Origin of the sequence: Roseateles albus (genome assembly GCF_028595345.1) — a bacterium.
Taxonomy (GTDB): Bacteria; Pseudomonadota; Gammaproteobacteria; order Burkholderiales; family Burkholderiaceae_C; genus Paucibacter_A; species Paucibacter_A albus.
In genome coordinates this window covers 51,350-65,988 of record NZ_JAQQXT010000011.1, presented here as the reverse complement: position 1 = coordinate 65,988, position 14,639 = coordinate 51,350, and the positions used below count along the sequence as shown (strand labels likewise).

General features: G+C 56.7%; 26 protein-coding genes. All 26 read right to left on the bottom strand.

The window, feature by feature from the left end; genetic code table 11:
• Positions 1–27 precede the first annotated feature (27 nt).
• Complete coding sequence (gene dsbD, locus PRZ03_RS17185; protein WP_273601456.1) at positions 28–1,905, bottom strand: protein-disulfide reductase DsbD; 1,878 nt, start codon at positions 1,903–1,905, stop codon at positions 28–30.
• 217 nt (positions 1,906–2,122) lie between these two features.
• The gene (gene rplQ, locus PRZ03_RS17180; RefSeq protein WP_263535968.1) at positions 2,123–2,512 is read right to left on the bottom strand and encodes a 50S ribosomal protein L17; all 390 of its coding nucleotides are present in this window, start codon (positions 2,510–2,512) and stop codon (positions 2,123–2,125) included.
• A 104-nt stretch (positions 2,513–2,616) separates the two neighbouring features.
• Positions 2,617–3,612: a DNA-directed RNA polymerase subunit alpha gene (locus PRZ03_RS17175; RefSeq protein ID WP_263535969.1), complete on the bottom strand. Its 996-nt coding sequence runs from the start codon at positions 3,610–3,612 to the stop codon at positions 2,617–2,619.
• Between the two features lie 139 nt (positions 3,613–3,751).
• A complete protein-coding gene (rpsD, locus tag PRZ03_RS17170; protein WP_263535970.1) occupies positions 3,752–4,375 on the bottom strand; it encodes a 30S ribosomal protein S4 in 624 nt (207 codons plus the stop codon).
• A 203-nt stretch (positions 4,376–4,578) separates the two neighbouring features.
• The gene (rpsK, locus tag PRZ03_RS17165; protein ID WP_058721926.1) at positions 4,579–4,983 is read right to left on the bottom strand and encodes a 30S ribosomal protein S11; all 405 of its coding nucleotides are present in this window, start codon (positions 4,981–4,983) and stop codon (positions 4,579–4,581) included.
• Positions 4,984–5,012: 29 nt separating this feature from the next.
• Entirely contained in the window at positions 5,013–5,378 is a 366-nt protein-coding gene (gene rpsM / locus PRZ03_RS17160) for a 30S ribosomal protein S13 (protein ID WP_263535971.1), read from the bottom strand.
• 34 nt (positions 5,379–5,412) lie between these two features.
• Positions 5,413–5,526, bottom strand: coding sequence for a 50S ribosomal protein L36 (gene rpmJ, locus PRZ03_RS17155; protein ID WP_056194202.1), 114 nt, complete (start codon positions 5,524–5,526; stop codon positions 5,413–5,415).
• A 59-nt stretch (positions 5,527–5,585) separates the two neighbouring features.
• Positions 5,586–5,804, bottom strand: coding sequence for a translation initiation factor IF-1 (gene infA / locus PRZ03_RS17150; protein ID WP_009855680.1), 219 nt, complete (start codon positions 5,802–5,804; stop codon positions 5,586–5,588).
• Between the two features lie 49 nt (positions 5,805–5,853).
• A complete protein-coding gene (secY, locus tag PRZ03_RS17145) occupies positions 5,854–7,164 on the bottom strand; it encodes a preprotein translocase subunit SecY (RefSeq protein WP_263535972.1) in 1,311 nt (436 codons plus the stop codon).
• A gap of 19 nt (positions 7,165–7,183) precedes the next feature.
• Entirely contained in the window at positions 7,184–7,615 is a 432-nt protein-coding gene (gene rplO / locus PRZ03_RS17140) for a 50S ribosomal protein L15 (protein ID WP_263535973.1), read from the bottom strand.
• Between the two features lie 27 nt (positions 7,616–7,642).
• A complete protein-coding gene (gene rpmD / locus PRZ03_RS17135) occupies positions 7,643–7,825 on the bottom strand; it encodes a 50S ribosomal protein L30 (protein ID WP_263535974.1) in 183 nt (60 codons plus the stop codon).
• 19 nt (positions 7,826–7,844) lie between these two features.
• On the bottom strand, positions 7,845–8,363 hold the full coding sequence (gene rpsE / locus PRZ03_RS17130; protein WP_263535975.1) for a 30S ribosomal protein S5: 519 nt from the start codon (positions 8,361–8,363) through the stop codon (positions 7,845–7,847).
• 18 nt (positions 8,364–8,381) lie between these two features.
• Entirely contained in the window at positions 8,382–8,747 is a 366-nt protein-coding gene (gene rplR / locus PRZ03_RS17125) for a 50S ribosomal protein L18 (RefSeq protein ID WP_263535976.1), read from the bottom strand.
• A gap of 11 nt (positions 8,748–8,758) precedes the next feature.
• Complete coding sequence (rplF, locus tag PRZ03_RS17120) at positions 8,759–9,292, bottom strand: 50S ribosomal protein L6 (protein WP_273601454.1); 534 nt, start codon at positions 9,290–9,292, stop codon at positions 8,759–8,761.
• A 19-nt stretch (positions 9,293–9,311) separates the two neighbouring features.
• Positions 9,312–9,707, bottom strand: coding sequence for a 30S ribosomal protein S8 (rpsH, locus tag PRZ03_RS17115; RefSeq protein ID WP_263535978.1), 396 nt, complete (start codon positions 9,705–9,707; stop codon positions 9,312–9,314).
• A 25-nt stretch (positions 9,708–9,732) separates the two neighbouring features.
• A complete protein-coding gene (rpsN, locus tag PRZ03_RS17110) occupies positions 9,733–10,038 on the bottom strand; it encodes a 30S ribosomal protein S14 (protein WP_263535979.1) in 306 nt (101 codons plus the stop codon).
• 8 nt (positions 10,039–10,046) lie between these two features.
• Positions 10,047–10,586, bottom strand: coding sequence for a 50S ribosomal protein L5 (rplE, locus tag PRZ03_RS17105; RefSeq protein ID WP_263535980.1), 540 nt, complete (start codon positions 10,584–10,586; stop codon positions 10,047–10,049).
• A gap of 10 nt (positions 10,587–10,596) precedes the next feature.
• On the bottom strand, positions 10,597–10,914 hold the full coding sequence (gene rplX / locus PRZ03_RS17100) for a 50S ribosomal protein L24 (protein WP_263535981.1): 318 nt from the start codon (positions 10,912–10,914) through the stop codon (positions 10,597–10,599).
• 26 nt (positions 10,915–10,940) lie between these two features.
• Positions 10,941–11,309 (bottom strand): 50S ribosomal protein L14, encoded by a 369-nt coding sequence (gene rplN, locus PRZ03_RS17095; protein WP_263535982.1) that lies wholly within the window; start codon positions 11,307–11,309, stop codon positions 10,941–10,943.
• A gap of 280 nt (positions 11,310–11,589) precedes the next feature.
• A complete protein-coding gene (locus tag PRZ03_RS17090; protein ID WP_273601452.1) occupies positions 11,590–12,099 on the bottom strand; it encodes a peroxiredoxin in 510 nt (169 codons plus the stop codon).
• 132 nt (positions 12,100–12,231) lie between these two features.
• Positions 12,232–12,501: a 30S ribosomal protein S17 gene (rpsQ, locus tag PRZ03_RS17085; RefSeq protein WP_263535984.1), complete on the bottom strand. Its 270-nt coding sequence runs from the start codon at positions 12,499–12,501 to the stop codon at positions 12,232–12,234.
• Positions 12,498–12,698 (bottom strand): 50S ribosomal protein L29, encoded by a 201-nt coding sequence (rpmC, locus tag PRZ03_RS17080; RefSeq protein WP_263535985.1) that lies wholly within the window; start codon positions 12,696–12,698, stop codon positions 12,498–12,500. Before rpmC ends, rpsQ begins: the two co-directional genes overlap by 4 nt.
• 13 nt (positions 12,699–12,711) lie before the next feature.
• Positions 12,712–13,128 (bottom strand): 50S ribosomal protein L16, encoded by a 417-nt coding sequence (rplP, locus tag PRZ03_RS17075; protein ID WP_263535986.1) that lies wholly within the window; start codon positions 13,126–13,128, stop codon positions 12,712–12,714.
• Between the two features lie 2 nt (positions 13,129–13,130).
• Positions 13,131–14,003: a 30S ribosomal protein S3 gene (rpsC, locus tag PRZ03_RS17070; protein WP_273601451.1), complete on the bottom strand. Its 873-nt coding sequence runs from the start codon at positions 14,001–14,003 to the stop codon at positions 13,131–13,133.
• 16 nt (positions 14,004–14,019) lie between these two features.
• Positions 14,020–14,349, bottom strand: coding sequence for a 50S ribosomal protein L22 (gene rplV, locus PRZ03_RS17065; RefSeq protein ID WP_263535988.1), 330 nt, complete (start codon positions 14,347–14,349; stop codon positions 14,020–14,022).
• Positions 14,350–14,360: 11 nt separating this feature from the next.
• Complete coding sequence (gene rpsS, locus PRZ03_RS17060; RefSeq protein ID WP_263535989.1) at positions 14,361–14,639, bottom strand: 30S ribosomal protein S19; 279 nt, start codon at positions 14,637–14,639, stop codon at positions 14,361–14,363.

Below are 14,639 nucleotides of genomic sequence, written 5' to 3'. Positions count from 1 at the left end.
CAGTATAGCGCACTTTTGACTGTACCGTCAAAGTCCCGCAGCAGTGAGGGATGATTGGAAGCGCTCGGCGTCTTGAAATCCGATCACCCGCGCGCCATTCAGCTCCTGACCCGCAGGATCAAAAAAGATCGTGCCAGGGGGACCGAATAGCTTGAAACGCTTGAGTAATTCACGATCGGCCGGGCTGTTTGCTGTGACATCGGCCTTCAGCAACAAGGCGCCTGCCAGCCGGCGCCGAACCTGCGGATCGGTGAAGGTGTAGCGTTCCATTTCTTTACAGGACACACACCAGTCCGCGTAGAAGTCGAGCATCACCGGGCGCCCCGCTTGCGCCAGGGCGGCATCCAGTTCGGCGACGCTGGCAATACGCTGAAAAGACAGGCCCGCAGCGGTGCTGCCGCCACTGGAGGCTACCGTGCCGGCCTCCACGCGAAAGAGCCCTGCCAGGGGCTTGAGTGTGTCGGTGCCGCCGCTGGCAGCCCCCACAAGCTGCAACAAGCCATAGCTGACCGCCAGCAAGGCTGCGGTCTTGCGCAGCCAGGTGCGCGGCCTATGGACGGCATGAGGTGCTTGGAACAAGCCCAGCATGGCCGCAGTCCCGATTAACAATGCGCCCCATAGGAATTGCGCCAACGCTGGCGGCAAGACCGGCTGCACTGTCCACAGTGCGACGCCAAGCAAGAGCATGCCAAACAGGTGTTTGACGCCGTCCATCCAAGCGCCGGCCCTGGGCAGCAAGCTACCCGCTGAGATCCCCAGCAGCAGCAAGGGAACACTCATGCCGGTGGCCAAGGCGAACAAGGCGCTACCGCCCAGCACAACATCCCGGGTTTGGCTGAGGTAGACCAAAGCGCCTGCGAGCGGCGCTGCCACGCAAGGGCTGACGATCAGGGCGGACACCCCTCCCATGGCGAACACGCCAAGCAAATGACCGCCAGGCAACTTCTGGGATGCTTGCGAAAGCCCCCCGCTCATGCCCGATGGCAGACTCAACTCATACGCGCCAAACATGGACAAAGCGAACAGCACCAGAGCCAAGGCGAAACTGGCCAGTACCCAGGGCTTTTGCAGAACCGCCGCAAGTCCTTCGCCCGCCAACCCGGCAGCCACACCCAAAGCGGTGTAGACCAGTGCCATGCCCAACGAATAGCTTAGAGCGAGCATGAAACCACGGCCACGCGTAGCCTTCTTGGATGCGTCGCCCACAATGATGGACGACAGTATGGGCAACATGGGCAGCACGCAGGGCGTCAGCGAGAGCAAGAGACCGGCGACAAAAAACACGCCAACCACGGTCCAAAACCGTCCGGTCTGAAGCGCTGCATCTAAACGCCCCATCTCGCTCGCTGCTGCCGCTGTTTGCGAACCCGCCCCTGTGACCGAGCTAGCAGGCTCTAGGCGTGGACTGCTGCTCAGTGACTGCGCCGCAGGATCGGCCCCATCCACGCGCCTGACCGTGGTCGGCGTGGCGCCAAGCCCTGGATTGACGTCGAAGGTCGCCGTCATGGGCGGATAGCACAAGCCTTTGTCCGCGCAACCCTGACCGGCCACCGTCAACTTGAAGGAGCCGTCGGCCGCCTTTATGGGCACCACGGCGCTGAGGGCCTCCCGATGGACCTCAACCTCTTTCTGAAAGGTCTCATCAAACTTGACCTTGCCCTTGGGCACCACGATGTCGCCAAGAGTTGCGCCTTCTGCTTCGATCTTGAACTGCTCCCGGTACATATAGTAGCCAGGGGCAATTTCAAAGCGAACTTGCAAAGTCTTGCCGTCCAGCGCACTGACCGCTAACTTGAAAGCCTGCTCGGGATCCAAAAAGTCAACCGCCCACGCCGTGGCCAATGGGTTCAGGAGACAAACGAGAGTTAGAAAAAAGAAGGTCGCTGACCGTAGAGCTCGTGACATAGGCTAGTAGCGTTAGGACTGATACCGCATTGCGGACAAAAACATGACCAAGGCGGCGCGAAGCGTAATCGCAATCACGAACCGGCGCTCAAGCATGTGCAAAAGACGTAAAGAATGGAATGTACAAACAAAAGTACAGACGAAAAAAAGGCCAGCAAAAAGCTGGCCATTCGAGAGCAATGCCTAAGCTGCGTGCAGCTCAAACAAGGTTGCCTCTTTACTCGACTGTTTCGCCAGCAGTCTCGCCTTCGGCGCGATCAACCAGCTCAACATAGGCCATAGGCGCGTTGTCGCCAACACGGAAACCCATCTTCAAGATGCGTGTGTAGCCGCCTGGACGAGCCAGGAAACGTGGGCCCAGCTCATTGAAGAGCTTGGTGACGATGTCACGGTCGCGCAGGCGATCGAATGCCAGGCGACGGTTTGCCAACGTAGGCACCTTGGCCAAGGTGATCAAAGGCTCAACCACGCGGCGCAGCTCTTTGGCCTTAGGCACGGTGGTCTTGATCGCTTCGTGTTGCAGCAACGAAACGCACATATTGCGCAGCATTGCCTTACGGTGAGCGCTGGTACGGTTCAGCTTACGGAGGCCGTTACGGTGACGCATGGTGCTTATCCTTTCTTTGATTAATCGCCAGTGGCCGTATCAGGTACCACCGGGTGCACCGGACGACGCAATGAAAAAGCGCCGTCCATTTCTTTCTAAACTAATTAACGCTTGTCCAGCCCTTGAGGGGGCCAGTTTTCGAGGCGGGCGCCGAGGGTCAAGCCACGCGAAGCCAGCACTTCTTTGATCTCGTTGAGCGACTTGCGGCCCAAGTTCGGAGTCTTCAGAAGTTCTGTTTCGGTGCGCTGGATCAGGTCGCCGATGTAATAGATGTTCTCGGCCTTCAAGCAATTGGCCGAACGCACCGTCAACTCAAGCTCATCAACCGGACGCAGGAGAATCGGGTCGAAGGACGAGCTGCGTTGTTGCTGCTGCGGGTTGTCGAACATGTCGCCCACATCGGTGCCTTGCAACTGTGCGAACACGGCGAGCTGTTCGACCAAGATTTTGGCCGATGCACGGATCGCTTCCTCGGGCGAAATAGCGCCGTTGGTTTCGATTTCCATGACCAGCTTGTCCAAGTCGGTACGCTGTTCAACGCGAGCGTTTTCAACGGCGTAGCTGACGCGACGAACAGGCGCAAACGACGCGTCCAGCACGATACGGCCAATCGACTTGGTCGGCTCATCGCCATAACGGCGCATGGAGCCAGGCACATAGCCGCGACCCTTTTCGACCTTGATCTGCATATCCAGCTTGCCGCCTTGCGACAGGTGCGCAATGACGTGATCTGGATTGATGATCTCAACATCGTGAGGCGTTTGGATGTCCGCTGCAGTGACGGGACCTTCGCCCTCTTTGCGCAAGACCAGCGTAACTTCTTCGCGATTGTGCAGGCGGAAAACCACGCCCTTCAGGTTCAGCATGATGTGAACCACATCTTCCTGAACGCCGTCGATGGCCGAGTACTCGTGCAGCACACCAGCGATCGTCACTTCTGTCGGCGCATAACCCACCATCGAAGACAACAGCACCCGGCGCAGAGCATTGCCCAGCGTGTGGCCATAGCCACGCTCGAAGGGCTCCAAGGTCACCTTGGCACGGTGGCCGCCGAGCGGCTCCACATTGATCGATTTGGGTTTGAGCAGATTGGTTTGCATGAAGTCTTTCTTTCAATACCCTCGGTTCGTTACACCGATAAGGCTGAGGGACCAACCGGGCGTCGCCGCGAGAGGGCCAACCCAGACGAGGGAAAGCCGACGGCACCCGCAGGGGGTGCAGCCGGCAACTGCAAAACGATTAACGCGAGTACAACTCAACGATCAGCGATTCGTTGATCTCAGCGCCGAACTCGTCACGATCAGGAGCCTTCTTGAAGACACCTTCCAACTTAGCTGTATCAACAGTCACCCAAGCTGGCAAGCCAATCGACTCAGCCAACTTCATCGCGTCGATGATGCGCAACTGCTTCTTGGACTTCTCGCGCACGGCGACGATGTCACCGGCCTTCACCAGGTAAGAAGCAATATTGACGACTTCACCGTTGACCGTGATGCCCTTGTGCGAAACCAACTGACGGCTTTCGGCACGTGTGGAACCGAAGCCCATACGGTAAACCACGTTGTCCAGGCGCGACTCGAGCAAGGACAGCAAATTGGTGCCGGTCGAGCCCTTACGACGCTCGGCTTCAGCAAAGTAGCGACGGAACTGACGCTCCAGAATGCCGTACATGCGCTTGACCTTCTGCTTTTCACGCAGTTGCAGGCCGAAGTCGGATGTGCGCTGACCGGAGGTGCGGCCATGCTGGCCTGGCTTGGAATCAAACTTCGCCTTGTCCCCAATGGCGCGGCGTGCGCTCTTCAGGAACAGGTCCGTGCCTTCGCGACGGGAGAGTTTGCACTTGGGGCCTAGATAACGTGCCACTTTAGATGTCCTTTTTCATTCTGACGCACGGCCCGTCGGCACATGCGCGAGTCTGGCCCAATTTTTTTGTCGGCTCAGACGGTGGTGTTGAAGATCTCCATCGCAACAATGGAAATCAACGAAACGGCCGGCGCGGCACTTACGTGCCCGCCGGCGCGGGGTAACTCGCGATTATCGCATCTTTCGCATCTTTGGCAAAAGCCTTAGATACGACGACGCTTCTGGGGACGGCAACCGTTGTGCGGAACCGGAGTCACATCAGAGATCGAATTGATCCGGATGCCAAGAGCACCCAGTGCACGAACCGACGACTCGCGGCCTGGGCCTGGGCCCTTGATCTTGACATCAAGATTTTTGATGCCTTGATCTTGAGCGGCACGGCCGGCTACTTCAGCCGCGACCTGGGCTGCGAAGGGCGTCGATTTACGCGAACCCTTGAAGCCCTGACCGCCGCTGGAAGCCCAGGACAGTGCGCCGCCTTGGCGGTCAGTGATCGTAATGATCGTATTGTTGAACGACGCGTGTACGTGAGCGATGCCATCGGCAACGTTCTTACGAACCTTCTTACGGACGCGTTGTGCAGCCGAGTTATTGGGTGCTTTTGCCATCTTGATCTTCTTTCTGTGCTAGCCGCAGATCACTTTTTACCCGTAGCAGCCGACTTGCGCGGGCCTTTACGAGTGCGAGCGTTCGTACGGGTGCGCTGACCGCGCATTGGCAAACCACGACGATGACGGAAACCACGGTAGCAACCGAGATCCATCAAACGCTTGATGTTGATAGACATCTCGCGGCGCAGATCGCCTTCGATGGTCATCAAACCCACTGTTTCACGAATCTTCTCGAGATCGGAATCGGTGAGGTCTTTGACCTTCTTGTCGAATGGAATACCGCAAGAAGTACAGATCTTCTGTGCCGTCGTACGGCCAACGCCGTAGATGGAAGTCAGACCGATCTCTGTGTGCTTATGCGGCGGAATGTTAATACCAGCAATGCGTGCCATGTGGTTCCTCTAAATCGCTCGTGTCGTGCTGCAATCAGCCCTGGCGCTGTTTGTGGCGGGGATCTGTACAGATCACACGCACCACGCCCTTGCGGCGGATGATCTTGCAATTGCGGCACATCTGCTTGACGGATGCCGAAACTTTCATGGTCTACTCCTTGACCTACAAAAATGCGCTCAATGCGCGTAACCGGGGAATAGAAATGCTCACTTCGCCCGGAACACGATGCGAGCACGACTCAAGTCGTACGGGGTTAATTCAACGGTGACTTTGTCGCCGGGCAAAATGCGGATGTAATGCATACGCATCTTGCCGGAGATGTGGCCGAGAACAACATGCCCGTTCTCCAGCTTCACACGAAACGTGGCATTGGGCAGATTCTCAAGAATCTCGCCTTGCATTTGAATGACGTCGTCTTTCGCCATGCCTTCGTTTCTGTTCTGATGGATCTTGGTTAAACAATGGTTCAGCTTTTCAGCTGGCCTTGAAATTTGCCTTCTTCAGCAGCGAATCGTACTGCTGGCTCATCACGTAAGACTGTACTTGGGCCCAGAAGTCCATGGTGACCACAACAATGATCAGCAAAGATGTACCGCCAAAATAGAAAGGTACGTTGTACTTCAAGGTCAAGAACTCTGGCAACAAGCACACACCCGTAATATAGATGGCGCCAGCCAGGGTCAAACGCGACAAGATCTTGTCAATATGCTTTGCAGTTTGCTCGCCTGGTCGGATACCAGGAATGAACGCACCACTCTTCTTCAGGTTATCTGCGGTTTCGCGGCTATTGAAAACAAGCGCCGTGTAGAAAAAGCAGAAGAAGACGATAGCACTGGCGTAGAGCAACACATAAATCGGCTGCCCCGGACTGACCATACCTGCGAGGTCTTTCAACCAGCGAAGGCTATCACCCGTCGCAAACCAACTCACCACGGTTGTGGGTAGCAGGATGATGGACGAAGCGAAGATCGGTGGAATCACTCCGGACATGTTCAACTTCAGTGGCAAATGCGAGCTTTGCCCACCATAAACCTTGTTACCGACCTGCCGCTTGGCGTAATTCACCAAGATTTTCCGCTGACCGCGTTCGACAAACACCACCAAATAGGTGACGGCTACGACCACAGCCACGATAAACAGGGAAGAAACAGGGCCCATAGCGCCAGTCCGAACCAGCTCCAGCAAGCCACCAATCGCACCAGGCAATCCGGAAGCAATGCCGCCGAAGATCAGAATCGAAATTCCGTTGCCCAAGCCACGCTCGGTAATTTGCTCACCCAACCACATCAAGAACATCGTGCCGGCCACCAAGCTGGACACCGCTGTGAGGCGGAAACCAAAACCAGGGTTAATCACCAAGCCCGCCGAACTTTCCAGTGCCAGAGCAATGCTCAGGGACTGAAAGAGCGCCAAACCCAACGTGCCGTAACGCGTGTACTGCGTAATCTTGCGACGACCGGCCTCACCTTCCTTCTTCAACGACTCCAAAGCGGGCACCACATACGTCATCAACTGAATAACGATGGAGGCCGAAATGTAGGGCGTGATGCCCAGCGCGAAAACGGTGAAGCGCGAGAGCGCGCCGCCAGAGAACATATTGAACAGGCTCAGGATGCCACCTTCCTGACCCTTGAAGAACTGCTGCAACTGAGCCGGATCTATGCCCGGAACAGGGATATGAGCCCCAATCCGAAACACGACCAAGGCCAGCAACAAGAACACAAGCCGGCGACGCAAGTCGCCAAACTTGCCGCTCTTGGCCAGTTGGTTTGCGTTCGTAGCCACTGTGCCTAGTTCCTGCTTATTAGGCGACCGAGCCGCCAGCGGCCTCAATCGCTGCCTTGGCGCCAGCAGTCGCGGCAACACCCTTGAGTGTTACCTTGCGGCTGATAGAACCCGACAGAATCACCTTGACGTTCTTTGCCAGCTCAGGCACGAGACCTACAGCCTTCAAAGTCAAAACGTCGATTTCGTCGGCCACCAGCGTTTGCAGGTCGTCGAGATTGATTTCGGCATTGAACTTCAATGTCTGCGACTTGAAGCCGCGCTTTGGCAAGCGGCGCTGCAAAGGCATTTGACCGCCTTCGAAACCTACCTTGTGGTAGCCGCCAGCACGGGACTTTTGACCCTTGTGGCCGCGACCGGCAGTCTTACCAATGCCAGAACCGATGCCACGACCCACGCGACGCTTGTAGTGCGTAGCGCCGGCTGCGGGCTTAATGGTATTGAGTTGCATCTTTTTGTCCTCGGTTCGTGAAAGCGCTTAAAGCACCTGCACGAGATAGGCGATCTTATTGATCATGCCGCGAACCGCCGGCGTGTCTTCCAACACGCTGGTGCTGTTCATACGGCGCAGGCCCAGACCCACAACCGTAGCGCGGTGCGAAGTCCGCGTACCGATGGGGCTGCGAACCAGCTTGACGGTCAGAGTTTTCTTTTCAGACATATGTGTCTCCAGTGCAGCTTCAGTTGAAGATGTCTTCAACGTTCTTGCCGCGCTTGGCTGCAACTTGTGCTGCCGTCGTGGAACGCTTCAGAGCGTCCAGCGTGGCGCGAACCAAGTTGTACGGATTGGTCGAGCCATGGCTCTTTGTCACGATGTCAGTCACGCCCATCACTTCAAAGACTGCGCGCATCGGGCCGCCGGCAATGACGCCAGTACCAGGTTGCGCAGGAACCATCATGACTCGCGACGCGCCATGCTCACCCACCACATTGTGGTGAATGGAACCGTTGCGCAGATCGACCTTGACCATATTGCGGCGGGCCGACTCCATAGCCTTCTGCACGGCGACAGGCACTTCCTTGGCCTTGCCTTTGCCCATGCCGATACGGCCTGCGCCATCACCGACCACCGTCAGCGCTGCGAAACTGAGCGTACGACCGCCCTTCACAACCTTGGTGACGCGGTTGATCGCGATCATCTTTTCTTTCAGGCCGTCGTCATTTGCTTCGGTCTGGACGCGGGGTTGAAACTTTGCCATTTCGAAATCCTTTTAGCGTCAGAACTGCAAACCAGCTTCGCGAGCTGCTTCGGCGAGAGCCTTAACCCGACCGTGATAGGCAAAGCCGGCACGATCAAAGGCAACTTTCTCAACACCAGCTGCTTTCGCCTTTTCGGCGATACGCTTGCCAATCAAAGTAGCCGCAGCTACGTTGCCACCCTTGCCCGAGCCGCCGAGCTGCTCGCGGACAGCCTTTTCGGCTGTCGAGGCGCTGGCCAGGACACGAGTGCCGTCGTCTGAAATGACGCTGGCGTAGATGTGAAGGTTGGATCGGAACACCGACAAGCGCACGACGCGCTGGACTGCAATCCGAGCACGGGTCTGACGCGAGCGACGGATGCGCTGTTCTTTTTTGGTCAACATTGCGCTGCTCCTTACTTCTTCTTGGTCTCTTTGATGGAGACCTTTTCGCCGGTATAGCGGATGCCCTTGCCCTTATAGGGCTCCGGCGGACGGAAGGCGCGCACTTCAGCGGCCAACTGACCCACCACTTGGCGATCCACACCCTTGATCAGAATTTCCGTCTGGGTGGGGCACTCAATCTTGATGCCTTCGGGCATGTCTTTCACCACGGGGTGAGAGAAGCCGATTTGCAGGTTGAGCTTTTGACCCGTGGCTTGCGCCCGGAAACCCACGCCGACCAGACTCAGCTTGCGCTCGAAGCCCTTGCTCACGCCGTTGACCATATTGGCCACCAGTGCTCGCACGGTGCCGCTCATGGCGCCAGCTGCAGTCGAATCATCGGACGGAGCGAAAGACAGCTTGCCGCCTTCGCTCGTGATTTTCACCAAGGCGTTCATTGGACGCACGAGTGTGCCCAAAGTGCCCTTGACGCTGATCTTGTCAGCTGTAACGGTAACGTCCACACCTTGCGGGATGGCGACCGGCATTTTTCCTACGCGGGACATTGTTTGTCTCTCCTTGCGCTTAGGCGACGTAGCAAAGCACTTCGCCGCCGATGCCGGCTTGACGTGCTTTACGGTCGGTCATCACACCTTGCGGCGTAGTGACGATCGCCACACCCAGGCCATTCATGACCTGAGGGATATCGTGGCGGCCCTTGTAGATGCGCAGGCCGGGACGGCTCACGCGCTCGATGCGCTCAATCACCGGCTTACCGGCGTAGTACTTCAGCGCGATCTCCAACTCTGGACGGGCGGCTTCGCCACGCACAGCAAAACTGTCGATGTAGCCTTCGTCCTTGAGGACTTTGGCAATCGCCACTTTCAATTTCGAGGAAGGCATCACGACGCTGACCTTCTCAACGCTTTGGGCGTTTCGAATGCGGGTCAACATGTCGGCGATAGGATCACTCATGCTCATTTGCGATTTCTCCTAATCGTGCCGATTACCAGCTAGCCTTGACGACACCAGGGATGTCGCCTTTGAAGGCCAGCTCACGAATTTTGTTACGGCCCAAGCCGAACTTGCGGAACGTACCGCGGGGACGACCAGTCAACGCGCAGCGGTTACGCTGGCGAGTTGGATAGGCGTTGCGTGGGAGCTTTTGCAGCTCCAGGCGCGCCAAGTAACGCTCTTCGTCAGACTTCTTAGCGTCGTTGATGATGGCCTTCAGATTCGCATACTTAGTAGCGAATTTGGCAACCAGCGCATCACGCTTGAGTTCACGTTGAATGAGAGAAGTTTTAGCCACAAGTCACCTCAGTTCTTGAACGGAAACTTGAATGCTGCCAGCAAGGCCTTGCACTCATCGTCCGTCTTGGCAGAGGTGGTGATGCTGATGTTCAGCCCACGCAGCGCATCCACCTTGTCGTAATCGATCTCGGGGAAGATGATTTGTTCTTTGACGCCGATGTTGTAGTTACCACGGCCGTCGAACGAGCGGCCGGAGATACCCCGGAAGTCACGCACACGCGGCAAGGCGATAGTTACAAAACGATCCAAGAACTCATACATCTGAACGCCACGCAGCGTCACCATGCAACCGATAGGCACCGAGTCACGGATCTTGAAACCCGCAATCGCCTTCTTAGACTTGGTGACAACTGGCTTTTGACCAGCGATCTTAGTCAGGTCACTGACTGCGTGATCCATAACCTTCTTGTCGGCTACGGCCTCGCTCACACCCATATTGAGTGTGATCTTGGTGATGCGTGGCACCTCCATGACCGACGTGTAGCCAAACTTTTCAGTCAGGCCGGGCACAACTTTTTCGCGATAAAACGCTTGCAAACGAGCCATGTCGAACCCCTTAGGCCTTGATCTCTTCGCCGGTCGACTTATAGACGCGCACCTTCTTGCCGTCGGCTAGCAACTTAATGCCCACGCGATCGGCCTTACCGGATGCAGCGTTAAAAATCGCCACGTTGGATTGATGGATAGGCATCGTCTTGTCGACCACGCCGCCAGTAGTACCCTTCATTGGGTTTGGCTTGACGTGCTTCTTGACCATATTCACACCGTCAACAACGATGTGATCTTGGTCAATACGCTGCGCTACTGCGCCGCGTTTGCCCTTGTCGCGACCGGTCAAAACAATGACCTCGTCGCCTTTGCGAATCTTGTTCATGGCAATACCTTTTACTGTGGCCGCGCTCAGAGCACTTCAGGCGCCAGCGACACGATCTTCATAAACCGCTCGGTACGCAATTCACGCGTCACGGGGCCAAAGATGCGAGTGCCGATTGGCTCCAGCTTGGCGTTCAGCAGCACAGCAGCATTGCCGTCGAACTTGACCAGCGAGCCGTCCTGACGACGAACACCCTTGGCGGTACGAACGACCACTGCACTGTAAACCTCGCCCTTTTTAACTCGGGACCGAGGCGCAGCTTCTTTGATGCTGACCTTGATAATGTCACCAATCCCTGCATACCGGCGCCTGGAACCACCAAGCACTTTGATGCACATGACGGATTTAGCGCCAGTGTTGTCCGCGACGTCGAGTCGCGATTGCATTTGAATCATGTCTATCCCCAACTTTTCCCAAATCACCACCAAGCCTAGGCCAGGGAGTTCATCGGTCAGTCTTGGGCCCGTTGACCAAGTGAAAACCCATCACACCCGTGATGACCTTGCACCCAGCAGTAGAGGGCGGATCCGAGGCCTTAACGCATCATGAAATGCGCCTTGCGTTCGGCGAAGCTTTAGATTGTGCATCAAAAGCTAAGCGACCGTCAAGCCTCGGCGTGAAATAACTTTTAAAAGAGTGACGGAGATACTTCCGCCACTCAGTACCAATCAGGACTTAGAGAGCAGCCGCTTGCGCCAACATCGTGTTCGCGTCACTGACTTCAAATTTACCCGCCGCTTCGATGTTGAGCGTTTTGACCTGGCCATTCACCAACAACATCGAGTAACGCTGTGAACGTAGGCCCATGCCGCGAGTGGCGAGATCAAGTGTCAAACCCGTCGCCTTGGTGAAGTCCGCACTGCCATCGGCCATCATGCGCACTTTGCCTGCCGCTGCCAGATCCCGGCCCCAAGCACCCATGACAAACACGTCATTGACCGACACGCACCAGATCTCGTCCACCCCTGCTGCCTTTAGCGCGGCCGTTTGAGCGATATAGCCAGGCACATGCTGAGCGGAGCAGGTCGGCGTAAAAGCGCCAGGCAGAGCAAACACAGCAATTGTCTTTCCAGCGGTTGCCGCAGCAACGTCCACTGCGTTTGGACCGATAGAACAAGCACCGCCCTCGACGTCGACAAACTCTTGAAGAGTGCCAGCCGGGACTTGATCACCAATTTTCAGCATGAAAGTTCTCCAAAAACGAATTGCACACACGCAGACTCAAAGAAAAAACGGCCGGGCGCCGGTTCCCCAGCACTCCGACCGTTCTGCACAATCAGGCTTGAGGCCGTCTTGCGTCTTTACCGTCAGTCCAAATCAAACGATTTGAGCCTTCTCGACCAAGCGGGTCACAACCCAGCTCTTGGTCTTCGAAATTGGACGGCCTTCAGCGATTTCAACGACATCGCCCATCTTGTACTCGCCATTTTCATCATGAGCGTGGTACTTGCGGGACAGCGCGACGATCTTGCCATAGAGCTCGTGCTTGGCACGGCGCTCAACGAGCACGGTCACAGTCTTGGAACGCTTGTCGCTGACCACACGGCCCACCAGGGTCCGTGTGTTCTTCTCTTGAGCTTGCGTCATTTCGCGGCTCCCTTCTTCTTCTCGGCCAAAACAGTCTTGACGCGAGCAATGTCACGGCGCGTGTTGCCCAACACAGTGTGGTTGGTCAACTGTTGCGTCGCTTTTTGCATGCGCAGACCGAAATGGGCCTTCAGCAGATCGGTCACTTCCTTCTCCAAGGCAGCGACATCTTTGCTACGCAGTTCAGATGCATTCATGGTGTTCTCCGCTTCAGGTGCCGACCTGGCGAGTCACGAAGGTGCAACGCAATGGCAGCTTTGCAGCAGCCAACGTGAACGCTTCGCGAGCCAAGGCTTCTGGCACACCGTTGATCTCGTAGAGCACCTTGCCTGGCTGAATCTCAGCGACGTAGTACTCTGGATTGCCCTTGCCGTTACCCATCCGGACTTCAGCAGGCTTCTGGGAGATCGGCTTGTCAGGGAAGATGCGGATGAAGATGCGACCACCGCGCTTGATATGGCGCGAGATAGCACGACGTGCAGCTTCAATTTGACGAGCCGTCAGACGGCCGCGTTCGGTAGCCTTCAGGCCGAAGTCACCGAAAGACACGGCGGCGCCGCGGGTTGCAACACCAGTGTTACGACCCTTTTGCTCCTTGCGGTATTTGCGACGAGCTGGTTGCAGCATTGTTATTCTCCTTTGGCCTCGCCACCAACGGGCGCGGCCTTGCGGACCACGCGCTTGGCAGCGGGCTGGGCTGCGTCACCTGTTGCGGCCGGCTTGTCGCCGCCCTCACCAGGAGCGCCACTCGAACGCGGACCACCACGGCTGTCACCAGGACGGCCACGGCCGGCAGGAGCGCCTGGGCGAGCATTGCGACGTGGGCGACGATCGTCGTCACCTGCATCGCTCTTGATCACCGGCGCATCGCCATTGGCCAAACGGTCACCGCGGTAAACCCAGACCTTCACGCCAATAATGCCGTAAGTGGTGCTGGCTTCCGAGAAGCCGTAGTCAATGTCAGCCTTCAGCGTATGAAGAGGCACGCGTCCTTCGCGATACCACTCGCAACGAGCGATTTCGATACCGTTCAAACGGCCCGAAGACATGATCTTGATGCCCAGGGCGCCAAGACGCATCGCGTTCTGCATCGCACGCTTCATGGCGCGGCGGAACATGATGCGCTTTTCCAGCTGCTGAGTGATCGAGTCAGCGATCAGTTGAGCATCGATTTCAGGCTTGCGCACTTCTTCGATGTTCACTGCCACTGGCACGCCCAGACGCTTGGTCAGTTCGGCCTTCAGGTGTTCGATGTCCTCGCCCTTTTTGCCGATCACCACACCCGGACGAGCCGAGTAAATAGTGATGCGTGCATTCTTGGCTGGACGCTCAATCAGAATGCGCGAAACCGCAGCATTCTTCAGCTTCGCCTTCAGGTATTCGCGAACTTGCAGATCTTCAGCCAACATGGTGGCGAAGTTCTTGTTCGACGCATACCAGCGCGACGCCCAGTTACGAGTGACAGGCAGGCGAAAACCGGTCGGATGTATTTTCTGTCCCATAGTCTTCCTTCAGCCTTCAGTTGCCGACCGACACGAAGATGTGGCAAGTAGGCTTGCTGATGCGGTTGCCACGGCCTTTGGCCCGGGCAGAAAAACGCTTCAGCGTAGCACCTTGCTCCACATAGATCGTGGTGACTTTAAGCTCATCAATATCGGCGCCGTCGTTATGCTCGGCGTTGGCGATCGCAGATTCGAGCGCCTTCTTGATGATGCCAGCGGCCTTTTTCTGGGTGAATTCCAGGATGTTGAGAGCCTGGTCCACCTTCTTGCCGCGGATGAGGTCCGCCACGAGCCTGCCCTTATAGGCAGACAAGCGGACTCCGCGAACGATTGCACGGGTTTCCATCGTCTCAGTCCTTATTTCTTCCCGGCCTTCTTGTCGGCCGGATGGCCTTTGAAGGTGCGGGTCAGCGCGAATTCGCCCAGTTTGTGGCCGACCATTTGGTCAGAAACATAAACCGGCACGTGTTGCTTGCCGTTGTGCACAGCGATCGTCAACCCGATGAATTCGGGCAAGATCGTCGAGCGACGCGACCAAGTCTTGATAGGCTTCTTGTCCTTGATGGCAACCGCTTTCTCGACCTTAGCCAAGAGGTGGTGATCAATGAACGGGCCCTTCTTCAGTGAACGAGTCAT

Excerpts from the sequence above, each read along its gene's own strand:
- dsbD (WP_273601456.1), bottom strand. The coding sequence starts at position 1,905 with ATGTCACGAGCTCTACGGTCAGCGACCTTCTTTTTTCTAACTCTCGTT.
- rplQ (WP_263535968.1), bottom strand. The coding sequence starts at position 2,512 with ATGCGTCACCGTAACGGCCTCCGTAAGCTGAACCGTACCAGCGCTCAC.
- PRZ03_RS17175 (WP_263535969.1), bottom strand. The coding sequence starts at position 3,612 with ATGCAAACCAATCTGCTCAAACCCAAATCGATCAATGTGGAGCCGCTC.
- rpsK (WP_058721926.1), bottom strand. The coding sequence starts at position 4,983 with ATGGCAAAAGCACCCAATAACTCGGCTGCACAACGCGTCCGTAAGAAG.
- rpsM (WP_263535971.1), bottom strand. The coding sequence starts at position 5,378 with ATGGCACGCATTGCTGGTATTAACATTCCGCCGCATAAGCACACAGAG.
- rpmJ (WP_056194202.1), bottom strand. The coding sequence starts at position 5,526 with ATGAAAGTTTCGGCATCCGTCAAGCAGATGTGCCGCAATTGCAAGATC.
- infA (WP_009855680.1), bottom strand. The coding sequence starts at position 5,804 with ATGGCGAAAGACGACGTCATTCAAATGCAAGGCGAGATTCTTGAGAAT.
- rplO (WP_263535973.1), bottom strand. The coding sequence starts at position 7,615 with ATGCAACTCAATACCATTAAGCCCGCAGCCGGCGCTACGCACTACAAG.
- rpmD (WP_263535974.1), bottom strand. The coding sequence starts at position 7,825 with ATGTCTGAAAAGAAAACTCTGACCGTCAAGCTGGTTCGCAGCCCCATC.
- rpsE (WP_263535975.1), bottom strand. The coding sequence starts at position 8,363 with ATGGCAAAGTTTCAACCCCGCGTCCAGACCGAAGCAAATGACGACGGC.
- rplR (WP_263535976.1), bottom strand. The coding sequence starts at position 8,747 with ATGTTGACCAAAAAAGAACAGCGCATCCGTCGCTCGCGTCAGACCCGT.
- rplF (WP_273601454.1), bottom strand. The coding sequence starts at position 9,292 with ATGTCCCGCGTAGGAAAAATGCCGGTCGCCATCCCGCAAGGTGTGGAC.
- rpsH (WP_263535978.1), bottom strand. The coding sequence starts at position 9,707 with ATGAGCATGAGTGATCCTATCGCCGACATGTTGACCCGCATTCGAAAC.
- rplE (WP_263535980.1), bottom strand. The coding sequence starts at position 10,586 with ATGGCTCGTTTGCAAGCGTTTTATCGCGAAAAAGTTGTGCCCGGCCTG.
- rplX (WP_263535981.1), bottom strand. The coding sequence starts at position 10,914 with ATGAACAAGATTCGCAAAGGCGACGAGGTCATTGTTTTGACCGGTCGC.
- rplN (WP_263535982.1), bottom strand. The coding sequence starts at position 11,309 with ATGATTCAAATGCAATCGCGACTCGACGTCGCGGACAACACTGGCGCT.
- PRZ03_RS17090 (WP_273601452.1), bottom strand. The coding sequence starts at position 12,099 with ATGCTGAAAATTGGTGATCAAGTCCCGGCTGGCACTCTTCAAGAGTTT.
- rpsQ (WP_263535984.1), bottom strand. The coding sequence starts at position 12,501 with ATGACGCAAGCTCAAGAGAAGAACACACGGACCCTGGTGGGCCGTGTG.
- rpmC (WP_263535985.1), bottom strand. The coding sequence starts at position 12,698 with ATGAATGCATCTGAACTGCGTAGCAAAGATGTCGCTGCCTTGGAGAAG.
- rplP (WP_263535986.1), bottom strand. The coding sequence starts at position 13,128 with ATGCTGCAACCAGCTCGTCGCAAATACCGCAAGGAGCAAAAGGGTCGT.
- rpsC (WP_273601451.1), bottom strand. The coding sequence starts at position 14,003 with ATGGGACAGAAAATACATCCGACCGGTTTTCGCCTGCCTGTCACTCGT.
- rplV (WP_263535988.1), bottom strand. The coding sequence starts at position 14,349 with ATGGAAACCCGTGCAATCGTTCGCGGAGTCCGCTTGTCTGCCTATAAG.
- rpsS (WP_263535989.1), bottom strand. The coding sequence starts at position 14,639 with ATGACTCGTTCACTGAAGAAGGGCCCGTTCATTGATCACCACCTCTTG.